16 protein-coding genes and 2 pseudogenes are annotated in these 14,988 nt (G+C 68.7%); 10 read left to right on the forward strand and 8 right to left on the reverse strand.

The window, feature by feature from the left end:
- From fliM to MBEBAB_RS05215, 4 genes are all read left to right on the forward strand, one after another.
- Complete coding sequence (gene fliM / locus MBEBAB_RS05200) at nt 1-1,059, forward strand: flagellar motor switch protein FliM (RefSeq protein WP_021696887.1); 1,059 nt, start codon at nt 1-3, stop codon at nt 1,057-1,059.
- Entirely contained in the window at nt 1,056-1,553 is a 498-nt protein-coding gene (locus MBEBAB_RS05205; protein ID WP_021696888.1) for a DUF6468 domain-containing protein, read from the forward strand. Before fliM ends, MBEBAB_RS05205 begins: the two co-directional genes overlap by 4 nt.
- 19 nt (nt 1,554-1,572) lie before the next feature.
- The gene (locus MBEBAB_RS05210) at nt 1,573-2,430 is read left to right on the forward strand and encodes a MotE family protein (protein ID WP_021696889.1); all 858 of its coding nucleotides are present in this window, start codon (nt 1,573-1,575) and stop codon (nt 2,428-2,430) included.
- A gap of 68 nt (nt 2,431-2,498) precedes the next feature.
- On the forward strand, nt 2,499-2,747 hold the full coding sequence (locus tag MBEBAB_RS05215; RefSeq protein WP_021696890.1) for a DUF3297 family protein: 249 nt from the start codon (nt 2,499-2,501) through the stop codon (nt 2,745-2,747).
- Here the strand turns inward: MBEBAB_RS05215 and MBEBAB_RS05220 are convergent.
- A complete protein-coding gene (locus MBEBAB_RS05220; protein WP_021696891.1) occupies nt 2,720-3,988 on the reverse strand; it encodes a mechanosensitive ion channel family protein in 1,269 nt (422 codons plus the stop codon). The genes MBEBAB_RS05215 and MBEBAB_RS05220 overlap by 28 nt on opposite strands.
- Nucleotides 3,989-4,173: 185 nt before the next feature.
- On the opposite strand from MBEBAB_RS05220, the gene MBEBAB_RS05225 reads away from it, so the two are divergent.
- A complete protein-coding gene (locus MBEBAB_RS05225; RefSeq protein WP_045318900.1) occupies nt 4,174-5,796 on the forward strand; it encodes an AbgT family transporter in 1,623 nt (540 codons plus the stop codon).
- Nucleotides 5,797-5,800: 4 nt separating this feature from the next.
- Here MBEBAB_RS05225 and pgeF read toward each other — a convergent pair whose 3' ends face one another.
- From pgeF to lgt, 3 genes are read right to left on the reverse strand one after another with little or no spacing between them, the layout of a single operon-like run.
- Nucleotides 5,801-6,571 (reverse strand): peptidoglycan editing factor PgeF, encoded by a 771-nt coding sequence (pgeF, locus tag MBEBAB_RS05230; protein ID WP_021696893.1) that lies wholly within the window; start codon nt 6,569-6,571, stop codon nt 5,801-5,803.
- Between the two features lies 1 nt (nt 6,572).
- Nucleotides 6,573-7,646 (reverse strand): class I SAM-dependent methyltransferase, encoded by a 1,074-nt coding sequence (locus MBEBAB_RS05235; RefSeq protein WP_021696894.1) that lies wholly within the window; start codon nt 7,644-7,646, stop codon nt 6,573-6,575.
- A 4-nt stretch (nt 7,647-7,650) separates the two neighbouring features.
- On the reverse strand, nt 7,651-8,523 hold the full coding sequence (gene lgt, locus MBEBAB_RS05240; protein ID WP_045318910.1) for a prolipoprotein diacylglyceryl transferase: 873 nt from the start codon (nt 8,521-8,523) through the stop codon (nt 7,651-7,653).
- A 180-nt stretch (nt 8,524-8,703) separates the two neighbouring features.
- Here lgt and MBEBAB_RS05245 point away from each other — a divergent pair, with 180 nt between their 5' ends.
- From MBEBAB_RS05245 to MBEBAB_RS17300, 4 genes are all read left to right on the forward strand, one after another.
- Nucleotides 8,704-8,994: an accessory factor UbiK family protein gene (locus tag MBEBAB_RS05245; protein ID WP_021696896.1), complete on the forward strand. Its 291-nt coding sequence runs from the start codon at nt 8,704-8,706 to the stop codon at nt 8,992-8,994.
- An 88-nt stretch (nt 8,995-9,082) separates the two neighbouring features.
- Nucleotides 9,083-9,586: a type III secretion system chaperone family protein gene (locus tag MBEBAB_RS05250; protein ID WP_021696897.1), complete on the forward strand. Its 504-nt coding sequence runs from the start codon at nt 9,083-9,085 to the stop codon at nt 9,584-9,586.
- 28 nt (nt 9,587-9,614) lie between these two features.
- Nucleotides 9,615-9,866 (forward strand): pyrroline-5-carboxylate reductase family protein, encoded by a 252-nt coding sequence (locus tag MBEBAB_RS17295; RefSeq protein ID WP_021696898.1) that lies wholly within the window; start codon nt 9,615-9,617, stop codon nt 9,864-9,866.
- A gap of 74 nt (nt 9,867-9,940) precedes the next feature.
- A complete protein-coding gene (locus MBEBAB_RS17300; RefSeq protein WP_242397087.1) occupies nt 9,941-10,915 on the forward strand; it encodes a pyrroline-5-carboxylate reductase family protein in 975 nt (324 codons plus the stop codon).
- An 82-nt stretch (nt 10,916-10,997) separates the two neighbouring features.
- On the opposite strand, the pseudogene MBEBAB_RS05260 reads toward MBEBAB_RS17300, so the two are convergent.
- Nucleotides 10,998-12,363 (reverse strand): annotated as a pseudogene (locus tag MBEBAB_RS05260) (ATP-binding protein).
- Nucleotides 12,363-13,058 carry a response regulator gene (locus tag MBEBAB_RS05265; RefSeq protein ID WP_045318901.1) on the reverse strand — a complete coding sequence of 232 codons (696 nt, stop codon included), beginning with the start codon at nt 13,056-13,058 and terminating at the stop codon, nt 12,363-12,365. Before MBEBAB_RS05265 ends, MBEBAB_RS05260 begins: the two are co-directional and overlap by 1 nt.
- Nucleotides 13,059-13,185: 127 nt before the next feature.
- On the opposite strand from MBEBAB_RS05265, the pseudogene MBEBAB_RS05270 reads away from it, so the two are divergent.
- Nucleotides 13,186-14,063: pseudogene (locus MBEBAB_RS05270) on the forward strand (branched-chain amino acid aminotransferase).
- Here MBEBAB_RS05270 and MBEBAB_RS05275 read toward each other — a convergent pair.
- Together MBEBAB_RS05275 and MBEBAB_RS05280 are read right to left on the reverse strand one after the other, a co-directional pair.
- The gene (locus MBEBAB_RS05275) at nt 14,054-14,491 is read right to left on the reverse strand and encodes a DUF4349 domain-containing protein (RefSeq protein WP_021696903.1); all 438 of its coding nucleotides are present in this window, start codon (nt 14,489-14,491) and stop codon (nt 14,054-14,056) included. The pseudogene MBEBAB_RS05270 and the gene MBEBAB_RS05275 overlap by 10 nt on opposite strands.
- A gap of 8 nt (nt 14,492-14,499) precedes the next feature.
- On the reverse strand, nt 14,500-14,949 hold the full coding sequence (locus tag MBEBAB_RS05280) for a DUF4349 domain-containing protein (protein ID WP_021696904.1): 450 nt from the start codon (nt 14,947-14,949) through the stop codon (nt 14,500-14,502).
- Nucleotides 14,950-14,988: the final 39 nt, after the last annotated feature.

Here is a 14,988-nt window from a genome sequence, read left to right on the forward strand (position 1 = left end):
ATGAGTGACGCCGACACCGTCGACACGGAAGCAGAAGCGGGAGCGGCTGAGGACGGCGGCGAAGCCGGCCTGTCCGAACGCGTCCTGAACCAGGACGAGATCGACAGCCTGCTGGGCTTCGACCTGGGCGACGACGACGGCTCGGACCGATCCGGCATCCGCGCCATCATCAACTCGGCGCTGGTCAGCTACGAGCGCCTGCCGATGCTGGAGATCGTCTTCGACCGCCTGGTGCGGTTGATGACGACATCGCTGCGCAATTTCACCTCGGACAATGTCGAGGTGTCGCTCGACAACATCAGCTCGATCCGGTTCGGCGACTATCTGAACTCGATCCCGCTGCCGGCCATCCTGGCGGTGTTCCGGGCCGAGGAACTGGACAACTACGGCCTGCTGACGGTCGACTCCAACCTGATCTACTCCATCGTGGACGTGCTGCTGGGCGGCCGCCGGGGCACCGCGGCCCTGCGCATCGAGGGGCGGCCCTACACCACTATCGAGCGGATGCTGGTGCAGCGCATGATCGAGGTGGTTCTGGCCGACGCCCAGGCGGCGTTCGAGCCCCTGACGCCGGTGCATTTCAACCTGGACCGGCTGGAGACCAATCCCCGCTTCGCCGCCATCGCGCGGCCCGCCAACGCCGCCATCCTGGTCAAGCTGCGCATCGACATGGAGGATCGCGGCGGCCGGGTGGAGCTGCTGCTGCCCTATTCGACGCTGGAGCCCATCCGCAAGATGCTGCTGCAGCAGTTCATGGGCGAGAAGTTCGGGCGCGACAACATCTGGGAAAGCCACCTGGCCACCGAGCTGTGGACCACCGAGACCGAGGTCCGGGCCGTGCTGGAGGAACAGCAGATGCCGCTTCAGAAGGTGCTGGACCTGAAGGTGGGCGACACCCTGATGCTGAACGCCGGACCCGACAGCGAGATCAGCGTGCGCTGCGGCTCGATCCCGGTGACCACGGGTCGCATGGGCCGCAAGGGCCAGCACATTGCGGTGCGGATTGAACGTCCCATCAGCGTCGAAACCGCCAGCCGACTGACCGGAGGAAAACGATGAGCGCGACCGGATTGATCCTGGACGGCGTCCTGATGCTGCTGCTGATCGGGGCCGTGGCCTTCGGCATCCGGCTGGAGCGCAAGCTGGCCGCCCTGCGCAACGGGCAGGCCGAGTTCGCCAAGGCTGTGAGTGAGCTGAACGCCGCCGCCGGAAAGGCCGAGAACGCCCTGATGGCGCTGAAGTCGGCGGGGCAGGACACCGATCTGCTGCATGACCGCATCGTCAAGGGACGCCAGTTGAAGGCGGAGCTGGAGGCGCTGATGGCCAACGCGTCGAAGCGCGCCGAACCGGCGACTCGCCCCGAGCCCGCGCCGGTGGTTCAGGAGCGCCGTCTTGAGCCCAGCGCCCCGCCGGCCGCCAGGGCCGATCCGGCCCCGGAACAGGCGGCCGAGCGCGCCTCCATGATCCTTCAGGCCCTGGCCGCTAACCAAACTGCTCAACAAAGCCTGAACCGCGCCCGGCGTAAGCTGGACGAAGACCTGTTCGCCGCCTGATTTCCGGAAAGCCCGCCTGATGAAGATGCCCCGCATCCTGCCCCTGATCGCCATCGCCGTGGGCGGCATCGTCGCCGTGCGGGCGGTGGGGCTTGCGCCCGACCTGTTCCAGGGCGCCCAGGCCTGGGCCCAGGAAGGCGTGGTCGCCGCCGGGGACGTGGCCCTGCCGACCATTGCCTCGGCCCCCGCGGTCTGCGCCCTGTCGGAAGAGCAGCTGGCCGAGCAGGCGGGCATCTCGCCGGCGGAACTGCGCATCATCCAGAGCCTGTCGGCCCGGCGGGACCAGCTGGACGCCCGCGACACGGATTTCGCCACCATGCTGCCGCTGATGGCGGCGGCGGAGCTGAAGCTGGACGAGCGGATCGCCGAACTGAACGCAATTAAGGCCGAGCTGGAAGGCATGCTGGGCCAGGCCGACGAGCGTGAAGAGGCCGAGGTCAACCGGCTGGTCCAGGTCTATCAGGCCATGCGCCCGCGCGAGGCGGCGGCGGTGTTCAACACCCTGGCCGACTCGGTTCGCCTGCCGGTGGCCCAGGCCATGCGCCCGCGCGCCCTGGCCGCCATCATGGCCCAGATGCCGCCCGCCGAGGCCCGCGAGCTGACCGAGAAGCTGGCCGACCGCTATGAGGCCGAGGACCTGGCCGCCCGCGCCGAGGCGGCGGTCGCGGATGAGCCCGCGCCCCAGCCCACGCGCACGGCCCAGGCCGCCGAGCCCGCCCCTCAGCCGGCCCGCCGACCCGCTCCGCGGCCGGCGCGCCCGCAAGCCCAGGCGGCGCAGGCCGAGACCCCGCCCGCCGCTCCTCCCGGGCCGCAGCCCTATGCGGCCGAGGGCGAGGCCCCCGCGCGCACCGAACCGGCCCGGCAGACGGTGCAGTAGGGCAAGGCCCTTTCGATCCGGGGCGGGCTCGGCTAAACGGCGCTCACTGTACTGCCGAAAGAGACGCCATGTCCGAAACGCCCCCCGACCGTCTGTCCGTCAATCCCGCCAGCCCGCACCATGACGAGGCCATGCTCGCCCGCGGGGTCGGCATCCGCTTCAAGGGCGAGGAGAAGACCAACGTCGAGGAGTACTGCGTGTCCGAAGGCTGGGTCCGTCTGGCCGTGGGCAACCGCGTGGACCGCAAGGGCAACCAGTTGACCGTCAAGCTGCAGGGGCCGGTCGAGCCCTACTTCAAGGACGACGGCGAAGCCTGATCCGACTGCCTGCTGCCGAGAGCGCCGGTGAGGTCGAGCCCGCTGGGCTGCTGGAACAGGCGCAGGCCGAACTCGGGCAGGATGGCGATCAGGTGGTCGAAGATGTCGGCCTGGATGCCCTCGTATTCCGCCCAGTTGGTGGTGGTGGCGAAGCAGTAGATTTCCAGCGGCAGGCCCTCGGGCGTGGGGTCCAGCTGACGCACCAGCAGGGTCATGCCGTGGGCGTGCACGCGCGGGTGATTGCTCAGATATGACCGCACATAGGCGCGGAAGGTGCCGATGTTGGTGACGCGGCGGGTGTTGACCGGATCACGCCCCGCCTCGATCAGCTTGCCGTTCCAACTCTCCAGTTCCTCACGCTTTTCGCCCAGATAGTCATCGATGAGGGCGAAGCGGCACAGGGACTGACGCTCGTCGTCGGTCAGGAAACGAACGCTGTTCTGGTCGATCAGCAGGCTGCGCTTGATACGGCGCCCGCCGGACTCGCTCATGCCGCGCCAGTTCTTGTAGCTCTCGCTGACCAGCTTCCAGGTGGGGATGGTGGTTATGGTCTTGTCGAAATTCTGGACCTTCACCGTGTGCAGAGCGATGTCGATGACGTCGCCGTCGGCGTTCATCTGGGGCGCCTCGATCCAGTCGCCGATGCGCACCATGTCGTTGGAGGTCAGCTGCACCGAGGCCACCAGCGACAGGATGGTGTCCTTGAACACCAGCATCAGCACCGCCGCCATGGCGCCCAGACCGGACAGCAGCAGCAGGGGCGACCGCTCGATCAGGGTGGCGATGACCAGGATGACGGCGATCGCATAGAGCACGATCTTGACCACCTGGATGTAGCCCTTGATGGGGCGGTTCACGGACTCCGCGCGGCGGGACCAGGCGCTGTTGACCAGGTCCAGCCCGCCCGCCACGGCCAGCACCACGCTCAGGATGACGAAGGCCGAGGCCACGTTCTGGATCACCGTCGCCGCGGCCGGCGCCAGATTCGGGATCGCGGTGACGCCGTTGTAGATCACCAGCGCCGGAGCGATGCGCGCGAGGCGGTGGGCCACCGGCGCCATGGGTTCCGCCTCGTCATCCAGACCGACCGTCTTGAGCACCTTCTGGCCGATGCGCAGCAGCACGTGACGAACCAGCCAGTCGACCAGCACGGCCGCCAGCACGAGCAGCGTCAGACCGATGGCGGCCTCCAGCATGGGGTATTCGGCGATCTGCGCGCGCAGGGTGTCCAGGGCGGGCATGGGCCTCCGTCTCGTTCATTCAAGTGCGGTGTGACCCCGGGTCATAACAGGCGCGCCGTCCGCAAGACCACCGCATGGCTGGACTTTCCGTCCCGGGTCGGTTGAAAGTGCGCATCGACATGGGGGCTTCAGGACGGGCTTGGGCCGGTCAGCTCCCGCCCGATCCTGTAGAACATGGACGCCTGATGACCGACGCCACGCCGGCCACGCCCAATGGTTCAACCCCTCCCGGCGCTCCGCCGCCGGGCAAACGCAACGCCTTCACCCGCTTCCTCGACGGGGTGGAGTGGCTGGGCAACTGTCTGCCACACCCGGTGACCCTGTTCTTCCTGCTGGCCGTGGCCATCGTGCTGCTGTCCGGGCTGTTCGGGGCCATGGGCGTGGCGGTGGAGGACCCCCGGCCGCTGGGCGCGTCCGGCCGGTCCGAGGACGGCATGATCCGCGCGGTCAGCCTGATGACCGCCGACGGCCTGCGCCGCATCTTCACCAGCCTGGTAGACAATTTCACCAGCTTCGCGCCGCTGGGCGTGGTGCTGGTGGCCATGCTGGGCGTGGGGGTGGCGGAACGCTCGGGCCTGCTGTCGGCGGCGGTGCGCGGCATCGTGCTCGGCGCCTCGCCCAAGGTGGTGACCATGGCCATCGTGTTCGCCGGTGTGCTGTCCAACACCGCGTCCGAGATGGGCTATGTGGTGCTGATCCCGCTGGCCGGGGCGGTCTATTACTCGCTTGGGCGACATCCGCTGGCGGGCATGGCGGCGGCCTTCGCCGGGGTGTCGGGCGGCTATTCGGCGAACCTTCTGATCGGCACGGTGGACCCGTTGCTGGCCGGGATCACCGAGGAGGCCGCGCGGCTGATCGACCCCACCTATGCGGTCACGGCCACGGCCAGCTACTTCTTCATGGTCGTCAGCGTGTTCCTGGTGACCATCATCGGCTCGCTGGTCAGCATCTACATCGTCGAGCCCAAGCTGGGCGCCTATGACAAGTCCAAGGCCGATCCCGAGATCCTCAAGGGCGGCTCCATGGACGCCCTGACCGACAAGGAGAAGAAGGGCCTGAAGGTGGCCGGCCTGGCGGTGCTGGGCGTGTTCGCCGTCATGGCTCTGACGCTGGTTCCCGACTGGGGCCTGTTGCGCGATCCGGAGACCGGAGACCGCATCCGCTCGCCCTTCTTCGGCGGCTTCGTCACCTGGATCCTGCTGTTCTTCCTGGTGGTGGGCTTCGCCTATGGCCGCACGGTCGGCACCATGAAGAACGACCGAGACGTGATCGACGGCATGGCCTCGGCCATATCGACCCTGGGCCTTTATGTGGTGATCGTCTTCTTCGCCGCCCAGTTCGTGGCCTTCTTCGCCTGGTCGAACCTGGGGGCCATCACGGCGGTCAACGGCGCCACCTTCCTGCAGAACAGCGGCCTGACCGGACCGGCGGTGTTCATCGGCTTCATCCTGATCTGCTGTTTCGTGAACCTGATGATCGGCTCCGCCTCGGCCCAGTGGGCCATGACCGCGCCGATCTTCGTGCCCATGCTGATGTTGATCGGCTACTCGCCCGAGGTGATTCAGACCGCCTACCGGATCGGGGATTCCACCACCAACATCATCACCCCGATGATGAGCTATTTCGGCCTGATCCTGGCGTGGGCGACCCGCTACAACAAGGATGTGGGCATCGGCACGATGATCGCGATGATGCTGCCCTATTCGATCTTCTTCACGATCGGATGGACCATCCTGTTCTTCCTGTGGGTGTTCGGCTTCGGCCTGCCGGTGGGACCGGGTTCGCCGACCTATTACACGCCCGGCTGACCGCTCAGTCGGTCAGGGTGATCGCCGACAGCAGGCGTCCGAAGTCCGGCTCGCCGCGCTTGAAGGCCCGGCGGTTGGAGAAGAAGCGCGCCTCGTCGGTGCAGGTGTCGTGTCCGGTCCAGGCGGCCTGAACGACGCCGGCCTCGGCCAGCCGCCACAGGACGAAGCCGGGCAGGTCGAACAGGCGCTTGTCCGGCGTCGCGCCGGGTCGGAAGAAGCGGCCCGCGCCGCGATTGTGGTGCTCGAACCGTTCGTGGAAGTCCGCGTCCACCTCATAGCTGTCCGGACCGATGCAGGGGCCGACCACGGCGACCATGCGCTCGGGAATGGCGCCCAGGGCCTGCATGGCGGCCACGCCGCTGTGGACCACGCCGTTCAGGGCGCCCTTCCACCCCGCATGCACCGCGCCCACGACCCGGGCGTGGGGGTCGGCCAGCAGGATCGGCGCGCAGTCGGCGGTGAGGGCCCCGCAGACCAGGCCGGGCCGGTCGGTCACCACCCCGTCGCCCTCGGGCCGCTGATCGCCCCACGGCGCCTCGGCCACGCGGATGAGGGTCGAGTGGATCTGGTAAGCGGTGAACAGATGGTCTTCCCCGGCGCCGAACACGGCGGCGCAGCGGCGGCGGTTCTCGCGCACGGTTTGCGGATCATCGCTGGAGCCGAGCCCCACGTTCAGACTGTCGTAGAGGCCGGTGGAGGCGCCGCCGCGCCGGGTGAAGAAGGCGTGGCGGACGCCCGGCAGGTCCAGCAGGGGATGGGTCAGGGACTCAGCCATGTCAGCCCTCGAAGCCGGGGATGGACAGGCTCTTCGGCGCGAACACGCAGGCGGCTTTGAACAGGTCGCCCATCTGGTCCGGCGCGGTCAGGCGGTGCAGCTGGCGTTCGATCACCGGCGCGGCGTCGGGGCGGGACTGCATCAGCCTCTGGGCTCGGGTCTCGACGCCGAGCGCCCGCAGGAAATCGCCCTGGCCGCGACAGCCGGTGACGTCGGCGCCGGACCGCACGGCAGCCTCCAGAACCACCGGAAAGTCGGCCCACTGGGTCAGGTCGGCCTCGCCCGGCGTGTACAGGGGATCGACCTTCTCGTGCCGCTTCAGGGCCTGAAGGGTGTCGCCGGGACCGGGCCGGTCGCGGCCGTAGTCGATCAGAAGCGCGGCGCCGGACGCTTCGCGGATCAGGGCGCCAAGGTCGCGGCCGAAGGCGGCCTGCTGCTCGGAGATCTCGAAGATCTGGCCGGGGGCGATGTCGAATCCCGGTTGGACGAAGCCGGCGCTGGGCGCGGTCAAGCCGAAGGTCAGGCCGTCGGCGTCGTCGAGCCCCACGCGCCGCTCGGCCCAGCCGGTGTCGGTGCGCATGAACTGGCGCGCGGGCAGGCAGTCCAGCACCTCGTTGGCGATCAGGATGACCGGGGCGTCGGTCTCGACGGCGTGCAGGGATTTGACCCAGCGCGGCTGGCGGTCGTGGTCGGACAGGCGGCGGGCCTGAGCCTCGCGCAGCGGCGCGCTGGGCTCGATCAGGACCAGGTCGCAGGCTTCCAGAAAAGCGGGGGCCAGACGGGCGGCGCGCAGGGCGTCGTCCATCAGGGTTCCGTCGCCGGGCCCGACCTCCACCAGCCGGAATCGGTCCGGCGCGCCGAGGCGGGTCCAGACCTCCACCGCCCACAGGCCGATCAACTCGCCGAACATCTGGCTGACCAGAGGCGCGGTGATGAAGTCGCCACGCGCACCCAGATTCGGCCGGGTGGCGTAGTAGCCGTCTTTCGGGTCGTGCAGGCAGCGGGCCACGTAATCCGCCACCATCATCGGTCCGGTCAGGGCGATCTCGCGCCGCAGGCGGTCGATCAGGGGCATGGGATCACCCTTGCGCGGGCGGTCGGCTCCAGGCCCGCCAGATCAGCCAGGCACCGATCAGCATCATGGGAATGGACAGCAGCATGCCCATGGTCACCATGCCCTGCAGGGCGTCCGGCATATGGGTGTCGGGCTCGCGCACCGTCTCCAGCACCGCCCGGGACAGACCGTAGCCCAGCAGGAAGATGCCGGTGACATAACCGGGCTTGGCCAGCAGGCGCCATTTCCAGACAGCCATAGCCAGGATGACGAACAGGACAAGGCCCTCGAGCGCGGCTTCATAAAGCTGGCTGGCGTGCCGCGGTTCCAGACCGGCGGGGCAATAGCCGTAAAGCTCGAGGATCCGGTCGTTGCAGAACACCACGCCCAGCGGGCCATCGGTCGGGCGGCCCCACAGCTCGCCGTTGATGAAATTGGCGATGCGGCCGAAGAACAGGCCGATGGGCGCCACCGGGGCGATCAGGTCGCCCAGCGACAGGGGATTGATCTTCTGGCTGCGCGCGAAGAAGAACAGCGCGATGGCGACCCCGATCAGACCGCCGTGGAACGACATGCCGCCGGTCCAGAGCTGCAGAATCTCCAGCCGTTCGCCGAGGCTCGATCCGGTGAAGATCTGGCCGAGCAGGTCGGGGCGATAGAACAGCACATAGCCCAGCCGCCCGCCGCCGATGATGCCGAGGGTTATCCACAGCACCAGATCGTCGATCTGCGGCCCCGAGACCGGAGGCGTGCGCGGCGTCCACAGGCTGGTGCGCCTGGACAGCATCACCGCATAGCGCCAGCCCAGGACGATGCCCGCGACATAGGCCAAGGCGTACCAGCGGATGGGCAAAGGCCCCAGCTGGATCAGGACCGGATCGAATTCGGGAAAGATCACGCGGGACTCCATCGGCTGGGGTGGGCTTCGTTTAGCAAGCGTCGCGGGGGCCGTCGCCCCGTTTTCTCGTCTCCGGGACGACGGGCCGCATCGACATCAAGGTTTCATTCACCATATCGGGCGGAAGGTTAACGGACGCGGTGCGTCCGTTGAGTCGTTTCCAGTCGCCAGGACAGTCCCATGCAGACCCGCAATCCGTTTCTCGATGAATTCGCCAAGCTGACCACCGGCGCCATGGGCCTGGCCCAGGCGGCGGGCGAGGAGGCCAAAAGCGCATGGCGCGCCCAGGCCGACCGCTTCGTGGCCGACATGGATCTGGTGCGCCGCGACGAGTTCGATGTGCTCAAGGCCGAGATCGCGGCCCTGCGCGCCGAGGTCGCGGAACTGAAAAAGCCCGTCAAAACAGCCGCAAAGACGCCTGGAAAGGGAACGTCCACAGCGGGGGCTCGCCCGAAGGACGCAGCCGGTTGAGCCGAATCTGCGAACACGCCTACCGTCCTGAGACGGAGCCTGAGTCGCTTCGTCCTCTCACGCCTCCCACAGGGAATCGGAAAGTTTCATGGACGCACTGACCCCCGACGAGGTCGAAACCCCATACGACCCGCTCGATGTGGTGGAGCATGTGCTGACGGCCGAGAACCTGCCGTTTGACCGCAACGACCAGGGCGACCTGGCCTTCGCCCTGGCGGGCGACTGGAAGGACTACGAGCTGTGGTTCGCCTGGCGGCCCGAGGGGGATTGCCTGCAGCTGTGCTGTTCGCTGGACATCCGGGCGCAGAAGTCCCGCCGCGCGGCGGCCTATGAACTGGCGTCCCTGCTGAACCAGCGGGTCTGGCTGGGCCATTTCGAGGTCTGGAGCGAGGACGGCGAGATCGTGTTCCGCCACGCCCTGGCCCTGCCGCACGGCGAACGGCCGACCCTGGCCCAGGCGGCGTCCATGATCGATGCGGCCATCGACGCGGCCGACCGTTATTTCCCGGCGTTCGACTATCTGATCCGCGGGGGCAGCGCCCCGCGTGACGCCATCGACGCCTGCCTTTTTGAAACCGCGGGAACCGCCTGACGCCTTGACGGATCGACCTGTAATTCTCGTGGGCTGCGGACGACTGGGGTCGTCCCTGGTCGAAGGGTGGCTGAAGACCGGCGGGCTGGACCTGCGGAATCTGATCATCGTCACCCCGTCCTCCAAGCCGGTCGCCGAGACGGCGCGCGAGAAGGGCGCCCTGATCAATCCCGGCGACGAGGCCCTGGCCCGCGCCGACCGCGTGATCCTGGGCGTGAAGCCGGCCATGTGGCGGCGGGTCGCCGCCGACATGGATGCAAAGCTGGCGCCGGACGCCTGATCATCTCCATGATGGCCGGGGTGCGGGCCTCAGCGCTTTCGGACGGCTTCAAGTCGCGGCCCGTGGCGCGTGTCATGCCCACCACCAGCATGGCGGTGGGCGAGGGCGTGGCCTCCATCTGGGCGGAAACCGACGCCGATCTGGACAAGGTGCGCGGCCTGTTCGGCCCCGTCGCCCGTGTGGTGGGGCTGGCCGATGACGGCCTGATGGACGCGGCCACGGCGGTGTCCGGCTCGGGCCAGGCCTATTTCTTCGCCTTTGTGGACGCCCTGACCAAGGCCGGGGTGGAGCAAGGGCTGTCGCCGGAACAGGCCGAGGCGTTGGCCTCCGGGACGCTGGTTTCAGCCGCCGCCGCCATGAAACAGGACGGCGCCCGCGCCGAGGACCTCATCGCGCGGGTGGCGTCTCCGGGCGGCACCACGCGGGCGGCGCTCGATGTGTTCGCGAAGGACGGATCGCTGGAGCGGCTGGTGTCCGAAGCCGCCGCCGCCGCGGTCGCCGGGCGACCGAGCTGTCCGGCAGCTGATCCTGATCCGGATCTAGAGCCGGCCTTCGGCCAGACGACGCGAGAAGCGCATGAAGGCGCGGTCCGCGTCCTGCCAGGTGCTCTGATAGCGCGCGTCACGGATGTCGTGGCTGTACCAGTCATACCGGACCGGACGGACCTGGCCGTCAGCGGTGGTGATCTCGCCTTCGATGGCGGCGCCGCCGACGCTGAAGCTGCGGATGTAGTCCAGGCCCGGCGTGTCGCTCAGCTGCTGCCGGGTGGGCCGGTTCGGGGCCACGTCCGTCAGCACCAGATGGATGCGCGCCCCCTCATAGGCGGGATTGGACGCCAGCTCCCGCTCGAGCCGGGCCTCAAGGGCGCGGGCCTGTTCGGCCACCTCGGCGTGGCCGAGCTCCCGGCCGGCTTCGCGCTCAAGGCGGTCGCCGAGTGTGACCGTGACCTCGGCGGGCTGGGCATGGGCCGCGCCCGCCAAAGCCGCGGCGACGCCCGCGGCGGCGAGGAAGGAAAGTGTACGCATTGGCGAGCCTCCTGGCGAACCTGAATGACAGCCCCACGGCAGGAAAGATGCGCTCGATCCGCCGATTTCGCCAGAGGCGCCGCGCGAAATCGTGATGCCTCCGGTGTCAGCCCGGCAGCCGGATCACCGCCTTCAGCCCGCCCAGATCGCTGGCGTCCAGAGTGATGTCGCCGCCGTGACTGCGCGCCACGTCCCGGGCGATGGCCAGGCCCAGGCCCACCCCCTTGGTGTTCTGGTTGCGCGCGTCGTCGAGGCGGGAGAACGGACGGAAGGCGTCCTCGCGCTGGGCTTCGGGGATGCCGGGCCCGTCATCCTCCACCGCGATCTCCACGCCGCCGCCGACCCGGCCCAGCGACAGGCGCACGCGTCCGCCGTGGTCGGCCGCGTTGCCGGCCAGATTGGTCAGGGCGCGGCGAAAGGCGAGGGGGCGGACCCTGGCCTCGACGGACGGCTCGGGCGCGACGATCTCCACCTTCGCGCCGCGCTTCTTGATCTGGGCGCCTATGGCCTCAAGCAGGGCCTTCAGGTCGATGGACTGGGACGCCTCCCCGGCCTCGCCGCGCGCGAAGGCCAGGTATTCGTCGATCATGTGCTCCATCTCGTCCAGATCGCCCTGCATCGCCTGGGTGCGCCTGGTCTGGTCGGCGAGGGCCAGCTCCAGCCTCAGGCGGGTCAGGGGCGTGCGCAGGTCGTGGCTGACCGAGGCCAGCAGCACGGTGCGCTGTTCGATGTGGCGCTGGATCCGTTCGCGCATGTCCATGAAGGCGCGGGCGGCGGAGCGCACCTCGCGCGCGCCGGACGGGCGGAAACGCGGCGCGTCGATGCCGCGCCCGAAGTCCTCCGCCGCCTCGGCGAGCCGCTCGATGGCGCGCACCTGGTTGCGGATGAACAGGATGGCCACGGACATCAGCAGCACCGTGGCCAGGGTCAGCCACAGGACGAAGATGTGGCCCTGGGTGGCGATGGCCCGCTCGCGCGGGGCGATGATGCGCAACACCCCCTGAGGCTGCTGGACCTGGATGTCCACATAGGCCGGATAATCGGTGGTGCTGAACCAGAACGGGTCATCCAGCCGGGAGTCCAGAGCTTCGTTGATGGTGCGGTCGACCACGCCGAAAACGCTGGAATCCCGGTCGTCGGGCAGGGTCCGGCCTTCCTGCAGGGCGATGGACAGCTGCATCGACCGTTCCGCGCGGTCGGCGATGGTGGCCAGATTCGAGGGGGAGGGGTCGTCGCGGTAGCTCTCCACCGCCCAGGCGATCTCCCCGGCCAGGCCTTCGGAAAGACGCGCGGTCACAGTCTGCCAGTGGGCGTCAAAAAAAGGCCCAGGTCACCGCAACCTGCATCAGGAACACCGGCAGGATGATGATCAGCAGCGACCGGCCCCACAGGGAGCTGGGCAGCCGCCGCCTGAGGAACCGGGCCCAGAACCGGGGCCAGTAACGCCAGGCGTGGCCGGTGGACGGGCTCATCAGTCCGGCGCCAGCATGTAGCCGACGCCGCGCACCGTCTGCAGATAGCGGGGGTTCTTGGGATCCTTCTCCAGCTTGCGGCGCAGGCGTGTCACCTGCACGTCCACGGCGCGGCCGGTGATGTCGGCGGTGTCCGACGCCAGTTGCATGCGCTCGACCGGCGCGTGGGCGCTCTGGGCCAGGGTCTTGAGCAACTGGGCCTCGGCCTCGGTCAGGCGCTGGGGCTGGCCGTCGCGGGTCAGCTCCAGCCGCTCCATGTCGAACAGGGCGTCGCCCAGCCGGACCTCCTTCGGCCCGATGGGCTTGGGTCCGGTGCGGCGCAGGATGGCGTCGATGCGCAGGCGCAGCTCGCGGGGGTCGAAGGGCTTGGACATGTAGTCGTCCGCGCCGCGCGACAGGCCCTCGATGCGGTCATCCGCATCCCCGCGGGCGGTCAGCAGCAGGACCGGGGTGCTGGATGTGGCCGCCTTGGACCGCACCCAGCTGGTCAGGGACAGGCCGTCTTCGCCCGGCATCATGATGTCAAGCACCACCAGGTCGAACTCCAGCAGCTCCATCAGCCGCCGCGCGGCGGCCGCGTGGGCGGCGCCGGTGACGCGGAATCCCTCGCGCGCCAGATACTCTTTCAGCAGCTCACGGATGCGGTCGTCGTCGTCCACGACCAGCAGATGCCGCCCCTCGCCGGGCGCGGCCACGGGGCCGGAACGGCCCGCCCCGGTATGGGAATCCGACGCGCTCACCGGACCCCTCCGCGCGGCGAGGCGTTGACCTGAGCCGCCGCGCCCGTTCTAAACGGAGAATCGGTGCAGGAGATTTTATTCAATGACGTTCGTTCCCTTCGACGATCGTGACGGCTGGATCTGGATGGACGGTGACTTCGTTCCCTGGCGGGAGGCGAATACGCACGTTCTGACCCACGGCCTACACTACGCCTCTTCCGTGTTTGAAGGCGAGCGTATGTATGACGGGGAAATCTTCAAGATCACAGAGCATTCCGAGCGTCTGCACCGATCCGCCGGCATGCTGGATTTCGAAATCCCGTTCAGCGTCGCCGATCTGGACGACGCCAAGCGCGCCACCTGCGCCAAGATGGGCTTCTCCGACTGCTACATCCGCGCCGTCGCCTTCCGGGGTCCCGAGCAGCTGAGCGTCTCGGCCTTCCCCAACAAGACGCGCGTGGCCATCGCCGCCTGGGAGTGGCCCAGCTATTTCGACGCCGCGACCAAGGCGAAGGGCATCCGGCTGGAGTGGGCCAAGTGGCGCCGGCCCGACCCGGCCACCGCCCCCTCGGCGGCCAAGGCGGCGGGCCTGTACATGATCTGCACCCTGTCCAAGATGGCGGCCGAGAAGAACGGCTTCTCCGACGCCATGATGCTGGACTGGCGCGCTATGTGGCCGAGGCCACCGGCGCCAACGTCTTCTTCGTCCAGGACGGCGCGCTGCACACCCCGCCCACCGACGCCATCCTCGACGGCATCACCCGCCGCACGGTCATCGATCTGGCGGCGGCGAAGGGCATCGAGGTGGTGGTCCGCCACATCCGCCCCGAGGAGCTGTCCGGCTTCACCGAGTGCTTCGTCACCGGCACCGCCGCCGAGGTCACCCCCGTGGGCCAGATCGGCGAGTACAGCTTCACGCCGGGCGAGTTGAGCCTGGGGTTGATGGAGGATTATGGGCGGCTGGTGCGGCGTCAGGGCTGATCGGTCTCGACGGGCTTCGGTCTGGCGATCTTCTGATTGCGCCGGGCGCGCCATTTCAGGCCCAGCCAGACCAGCGGCACCGCAATCAGCGCGATCGGCAGCAGTCCGGCCACGATCAGGATCAGCCCGCCCAGCGTGGAGGTGAAGGCCGTCAGGGCATTGCTGAGCGCATTCGAAACCGGCCGCCATGCGCTGTCCGGCGCCAGTTGTCCGGCGGACTGATAGTTGACGGTCAGGCGCGAGGTCTGCACCCGCGTCCGCATGGTCTCCAAGGCCGATCTCGTGGCGTCCAGTTCGCCCTGCACCCGCGCCAGTTCGCGCTCCACCTCAAGAAGTTGCTCCAGCGGTCCCGAGCGGTTCGCCAGCAACTGCTGCAACCGGTCGCGCAGGGTCGTCAGGGCGTTCAGCCGCGCCTGTGTGTCCGTCAACTGCCGGGTCAGGTCTTCGCTCTCGGTCGAGGAGGAGGCGACCCGTCCGCCGGCGTCCTCCGCCTGTGCGCCGACGCCTGGCGAAAGGCGGCGATCCATGCGGGCGTGGCGCGCAGGTCAAGCTGGGCCGACAGGGTGTCCTGTCCATCCCGGTTCGAGGCCGCCCCCAGCACCTGACACACCGTCGGACCCGCCTCGATGCAGGCCTGCTCATGCCGCGCCATCAGCGACAGCGCCTGCTCGGTGGGCAGGCTGAGGGTGTAGCGATAGACGTAGGCGATCCGCGCCGGGGTCGCGGGGGCGGGCGCCGTGGGCTCCCCGGCCGAGGCCGCAGCGTCCCCCGCCGGAGCGACCTCCATCATGGCGCCTTCGGCAGCGTCTTCGGACGTGTATTCGCTGGCCTGCCCGCATCCCGACAAGGCCACCACGCAGGCGACGACGATCAGACGAGTCCGCATTTCAAAACCTCCGGCATCACGGTTCCGTGATCAGCCGTC

Source organism: Brevundimonas abyssalis TAR-001 (assembly GCF_000466985.1).
GTDB lineage: Bacteria > Pseudomonadota > Alphaproteobacteria > Caulobacterales > Caulobacteraceae > Brevundimonas > Brevundimonas abyssalis.

Bases quoted from the DNA above. Each gene is read 5' to 3' on its own strand.
- MBEBAB_RS05220 (WP_021696891.1), bottom strand. From the start codon at position 3,988: ATGCCCGCCCTGGACACCCTGCGCGCGCAGATCGCCGAATACCCCATG.
- fliM (WP_021696887.1), top strand. From the start codon at position 1: ATGAGTGACGCCGACACCGTCGACACGGAAGCAGAAGCGGGAGCGGCT.
- MBEBAB_RS05235 (WP_021696894.1), bottom strand. From the start codon at position 7,646: ATGCCCCTGATCGACCGCCTGCGGCGCGAGATCGCCCTGACCGGACCG.
- MBEBAB_RS05280 (WP_021696904.1), bottom strand. From the start codon at position 14,949: ATGCGGACTCGTCTGATCGTCGTCGCCTGCGTGGTGGCCTTGTCGGGA.
- MBEBAB_RS05205 (WP_021696888.1), top strand. From the start codon at position 1,056: ATGAGCGCGACCGGATTGATCCTGGACGGCGTCCTGATGCTGCTGCTG.
- MBEBAB_RS17300 (WP_242397087.1), top strand. From the start codon at position 9,941: ATGCCCACCACCAGCATGGCGGTGGGCGAGGGCGTGGCCTCCATCTGG.
- MBEBAB_RS05245 (WP_021696896.1), top strand. From the start codon at position 8,704: ATGCAGACCCGCAATCCGTTTCTCGATGAATTCGCCAAGCTGACCACC.
- pgeF (WP_021696893.1), bottom strand. From the start codon at position 6,571: ATGGCTGAGTCCCTGACCCATCCCCTGCTGGACCTGCCGGGCGTCCGC.
- MBEBAB_RS05215 (WP_021696890.1), top strand. From the start codon at position 2,499: ATGTCCGAAACGCCCCCCGACCGTCTGTCCGTCAATCCCGCCAGCCCG.
- MBEBAB_RS05250 (WP_021696897.1), top strand. From the start codon at position 9,083: ATGGACGCACTGACCCCCGACGAGGTCGAAACCCCATACGACCCGCTC.
- MBEBAB_RS05225 (WP_045318900.1), top strand. From the start codon at position 4,174: ATGACCGACGCCACGCCGGCCACGCCCAATGGTTCAACCCCTCCCGGC.
- MBEBAB_RS05210 (WP_021696889.1), top strand. From the start codon at position 1,573: ATGAAGATGCCCCGCATCCTGCCCCTGATCGCCATCGCCGTGGGCGGC.